The sequence below is a fragment of the Microcystis sp. M079S1 genome (assembly GCF_020246425.1).
Classification (GTDB): Bacteria; Cyanobacteriota; Cyanobacteriia; order Cyanobacteriales; family Microcystaceae; genus Microcystis; species Microcystis aeruginosa.
Genome location: NZ_JADBSZ010000294.1, coordinates 1 through 5,369, shown reverse-complemented (window position 1 = coordinate 5,369; position 5,369 = coordinate 1). Strand labels below are relative to the sequence as shown.

The following is a 5,369-nucleotide window of genomic DNA, read 5'->3' as shown; positions in this document are numbered from 1 at the left end:
GTCAGTTTTACTGAGATATAAGAATATTTCGGTGAAAAAGCGCTGATAAAAAGCCTCATCTTCTTGAAATTGTACCTCACAGAAGTAGATAGGAGTCTGGGGGTGATTATTTTGAGGCAGAAAGACTCCATCAAGACGAAAAGAAAGTTGTTTTACTTCCACTGAGTCAAAGCGGTAGTTATTCGCTTCGCTGATAGGGAGTTGAATTAATTCAAAGAAGATAGAGGGGAAAGATTGAAAGAGTTGATAAAAAATCGTGTCAGTTTTCATGCTTTTATTTCTTCATCCGCGCTTACTCTTAGACCGCATCAACGGACTCATTAAACGATCGCACAATCGAGACGATCCGATCAGCTTCCCGATCATTAAACATCCCATCTAGCCCTTCGGGATGGTTATCAGTAAAAGGAGGCTCGTAGAGCGCCCCCGGATTGATAACTCCGTTTTTAGCGAGGATATCGATGATATTTTCGATAAAACGGATTTGATTGGCCGAGAAGTTTGTCCCCTGCAAATAACGGGCAAAAGCTTGTTTAGCCGCCTGGCGTGCCGCTACGCGGATCCCTGCGGGATCAAGTCCGACGATTTCCAGGATCAGGAGCTTGAGGCTTTTTGTCTGGCCAAAAACCTCCTCAAAACGCTGACGGCTCTCAATTTCTGCGGCCGAAAATAGCATCTCCTCTAGGGCAGATAAATCCCTGTCCGTTAGGGGGATATTGCGCTTCAGCTTGGCAATTGCCACGTGATCCTGATGCTGACGGATATAGGCCTCCACTTTCCGGCGATACTGTTCGCGACTAAAACCGGTCTGATGGGTGGGAATATCGACAATCTGCACCTCCCCCATCTCATCGACAAAATCGGTGATCACGATCTGCTGCTTTTGGCGATCGATAAACTTGACCAGATCCCGGACACGCACCCGAATCCCCTCCACCATTGACGGCGTTGCGCCGGTCCACCAGCTTTCGTCCTGCACCTCGCGAATAAAGGCCAATTGTCCCTTAATCATCGGGATATCGGGCTTAGTCTCCAGTTGACCGAGAATATCCCGCACTTTGTCCCGCAATCGCTCATAACTACGGTCGGCCTTGAGAATGGCTAATTGCAGTTTCACACAGAGAAGGTCGAATTCCTTGGCCAGGGGATCCTCATTGGGCAGACTATTGGGTAAACCGGCCAAGCAGTCGGCAATGGTGGCCGCGTCCTCCTGACTGAGGTTGTTCCAACGCTGACGCTGACTAAAGGTTTCCACCTGCGGCAAGCGACGACGCACGAGGAAATTATCCCGGGGCATGGTGGCGATGTGTTGATGGAGTGCATCGAGCAAACTCGTGTATAGGTCGCCGGCCCGCTCGACTTTGTAAGTAGAGGACTGCTCTCTTGCCCTAGGTGTCGCGCTTGGCTTGGAGGGAGCGAGGCGGGTTGCCAACTCGAGGCGATGTTTAACTAGGCGACTGGTGAGGCTTTCGCGTATTTTCTGGCTTGTTTCATCGATATCCTGCTCGAAATACTCGAAATTGCCGCAGAGGTCGAAGACCAGAAACTCGGTTTTATGGTTGCCAGGCCCAAACAAATCCTGACAGAGACGGGTCCCGCGCCCGATCATCTGATTGAACTTCACCCGGGAGAATACGGGCTTAAAAAAGACCAAATTAACCACTTCCGGCACATCTACGCCGGTATCGAGCATATCCACCGAGACGGCCAAAATCGGTTCTTTGTTGACTTCGCTGAAGTCATCGAGCAGACTCTGGGCGTAATTGTCGTGACTGTCAATAATTTTGGCGAAATGACCTTTGTAGTGAGGATAGTTACTGTTAAAGCGATCGCAGATACATTGGGCGTGTCGGTGATTACGGGCAAAAATAATCGTTTTACCCAATCGATCGCCACTGTTGACCTTTAGCCCCCGTTGCATCAATAATTCTAATGCTTGATCCACGGTGTCGATATTGAACAACCAGTCATTAAAGGCAGCTGCGTTAATTGCCTGCGGTAGTTCGCCGCTTTCCTCGTCCCGGAACTTCTCCTCGTAGTCTAGCTGCTCCTGTGGGGTTAGCTCACTGTATTTAACCCCAGTACGCAGAAACTTAAACGGTACAGTAACGCCCTTGGGGGGGACGAGGTGGCCATCCCTAACGGCATCATTTAACTCGTAGGCGAAGGTAGGCACGCCCTGGGGTAGCTGGAAAATGCGGTAGGTGTCCCGGTCTATTTCCGAGCGCGGCGTGGCAGTTAGCCCCACCAGCAGGGCATCGAAATAATCGAATATTTCGCCGTATTTCTGATAAATGGAGCGATGGGCCTCATCGATGATCACTAGGTCAAAATAACCCACCCCAAAGATTCGCCCCTCTGCATCCATGCGATCGATGGCGTTGAGCATGGTTTGATAGGTGGAGAAGAGGACGTTAGCCCCCGTCACGTCCTTGCTGCGGGTCAGATGCAGGACGGTAACGCTGGGTAGATGACGCTGAAAGGCTCGATAGGCTTGCTTTAATAGGGCATTGCGATCGGCCAGAAACAGGACTCGGTTTACCCAATTGGCACTCTTGAGCAGTTCCACTAATGCGATCGCGGTTCGGGTTTTGCCGGTTCCGGTGGCCATTACCAATAGGGACTTACGGGCGCACTTTTCTTCAAAGGTTTCGGTGATGCGGCGGATGGCCTCTTTCTGGTAGGGGCGGCCGACAATATCCTCGTTAATGGCGGTGTTGCTGAGGCGTTTACGGTGGGAACGGCGGAAAATTAGCCGTTCTAGCTCGGTTTTTCGCAGGAAACCGAGGACGGGACGGGGGGGATAGGTGAGATCATCCCAGAGATAGGTTTCATAGCCGTTACTGTAGAAAATAACGGGGCGTTGGTTGTAGTTTTTTTCTAAGCAGTCGGCGTAGAGTTTGGCCTGATTTTGGCCGCTGTCGGGGCTTTTGCTGCTGCGTTTTGCCTCCACGACGGCGAGGGGTTTGCCGTCGTCGCCCCATAGTACATAATCGGCGAAACCGCGTCCGGTATCTCCGGGCTTTTGGATGGGCATCCCCCACACCTCGAACTCTGTGGCGTTGGCTGCTTTGGTATCCCAGCCGGCCTCTTGGAGTAGTACATCGATCAGGTAGCGGCGGGTGTCGGCTTCGTTGTAGTCGTGCTGGTCAGCGATTGCTCGATTTTGGGCGAGGAGGGCATCCCGTTCGGCCCTAGCGGCTGCCAGTTCGGCCTCGGTTTGGCGCTGTTTTGCTTCGGCCAATTGGCGCAGGGCATCGCTTTGGGATAGGCGTTTTTCCAGGTCTTGCAGTTGTTTGGGAGCGGGGGGTGCGGCCGGGGGTATCTTCTGGCGATCGAAGCGAATATCGCCCAATTCTCGCCCATTCTGCCCATAGTAGCGCACGAGCCAGTAGGTGAGATGAAATAGTTCCTCGATCAGGTGCAGGGAGTCCCGTTCACTGATGGGGCTGGTATGGTGGGCGGCGTTGTTGCCGATTCTGTGGATGGTGCGAATTTTGCCGAAAAGTCCTGGTTTAAGGTTATCTTTAAAGGTTTGCTCGTGGATAAGAGCGCCTAGGCTATTGTCCCGGGGCGGTTGCAGGTAGGGGTCGTTTTCATAGAGCCAGCAGACCATTTGTTCTAGGACAAAACGGGTATAGAAGCAACTGGCCCGGGGGTTACTGAAGACTAATCCCTCCGCTTGGCTGGCATGATCGTAGATTGTCGGGAATTGATCTCGCAGGAAGGAGAAGTTTGAGTCCATATTGCGCTCCCCAGTCTATAACTTTATTATTCCCAAAGTTTTGGCTATCTCTATATTTTACCTGATTATTGTTTAACAATTGTATAAAAAAACAGCAAGTTCGGTTATTTCATCTAGGTTTTTCCCGCGTGACAGTGTGAGATGATAGGAATCTTGGTTAATTGTCCAACGGTCTTTTTTAATGGTATTTCCCACAAGATTATGGCAGTAATCCGCCGGCTGCCATGGCTACAGTTCCCCTCGGAAGGCACGTTGTAAAAGGGAATTAAAGAGATTGTCTATATTTTCGTAATCTTTTTGATAGTTAGATTGAGTACCAAGAATCTTTTTATAAATATCTCGATATTTTTTTTGGTTTGACATAGGAGGAACTAATACTGAAATTCGTCTCAATCCTGCTTGATTAATTCCTGAGATGGTTGATTTAGTTACATTTGGGAAAACATAAGCAGATCTTGCTCTAGGTTCGAGCATATAGGAAAAGAAGAAAAAGGAGTCGATCACCTCAGCATTAAGCCGTACTCTGATGAGACTAGATTCAAATATTAAAGGTTGATCAGCCTCTGAAATTAAGCACGGTTTTGCGGAACCTTCATAATTAAGAGATCTGCGCGCAATAAGTACATCATTTGGGATTAATTTATATTTTTCAAATTCTTCCGATGTTACTTGAACTCTTTTAAGTTGACCTCTTTCGACAAAATTGTAAAAAGCATCAGACATATGAACCATTTCTACTCCATCAGGTGCTTCTACATAGCGTTCTTTCGGAAAATATGCTCCATTTTGCAAAGGCTCGGCTAAAAGCTCTCCTAATGATATTTTTCTCCACCCTTTCGGATTAGTAACAGGATCACCGAACATCTCTAGGAAAGTTGATCGCAATAACTCCTCAGTCAACCGAATTGCCTCCTTGCGCTTGCGTCGCACCCCATCCGCTTTATCTAAAATTGCCGCAATTTTTCGCTGTTCTTCGAGGGGTGGGAGGGGAATTTTACATTTTTTTATTTCACTTATGGCGGCTAAATTTTTAAGCGCACTTCCAGCACTTTTACCAAAGATATCCCGCTGATATTTTGGTGATTCAAGTAGCCACTTTAGGTAACGACAAAGTATAATCTCCGGGTTTGGTCTAATACGCATAAGTGCCTGATTGATGACTCCAGGCAAGGCTTCACAGGGGACAATTGCGACTTTTCCAATAGTTCCAGCGCAGCTAATAATCAAGTCATGAGGCTTAACATTGAAGCCTTCCATTTCACGAAATTTGTCTTCGTCAATAAAATAATTTCCAATTTGAAAATCATCTTTAATTGCGTTTTGTTGTTCGTAGACCTTAAATCCGCTTTCGACAAAAATTTCTTTCTTAAGAGAACCTCCGAAAGGGCCACGTCGAATCGCACCTTTTTCATGTGCAGCTATGTCTCCGAGAGCAACTAATGACCATGTTTTTGGTAAATTCATCCCAACATCTCCTTATAACGCGTGTAAAACCTGATCAATCTTATTTTCAAACATAAATCAAATATCCTTTCGGTGGACTAAAGCGGTGGGTTACGACGGATTGTTAGATTGACTTTAACGCCTAGATTGTTGCCGTCTAACCCACCCTACTATGAACTCT

Annotated in this window: 3 protein-coding genes; all 3 read right to left on the bottom strand. The window is 48.0% G+C overall.

The genetic code is table 11. From position 1 onward, the window contains the following. Nucleotides 1-270: DUF2887 domain-containing protein (locus tag IM456_RS19095; protein WP_287693055.1), on the bottom strand; the 270-nt coding region annotated here is incomplete at its 3' end. Nucleotides 271-298: 28 nt separating this feature from the next. Further along, a complete protein-coding gene (locus IM456_RS19090) occupies nucleotides 299-3,745 on the bottom strand; it encodes a DEAD/DEAH box helicase family protein (protein WP_287693054.1) in 3,447 nt (1,148 codons plus the stop codon). A 228-nt stretch (nucleotides 3,746-3,973) separates the two neighbouring features. Next, nucleotides 3,974-5,209, bottom strand: coding sequence for a restriction endonuclease subunit S (locus IM456_RS19085; protein ID WP_149988585.1), 1,236 nt, complete (start codon nucleotides 5,207-5,209; stop codon nucleotides 3,974-3,976). Nucleotides 5,210-5,369: the final 160 nt, after the last annotated feature.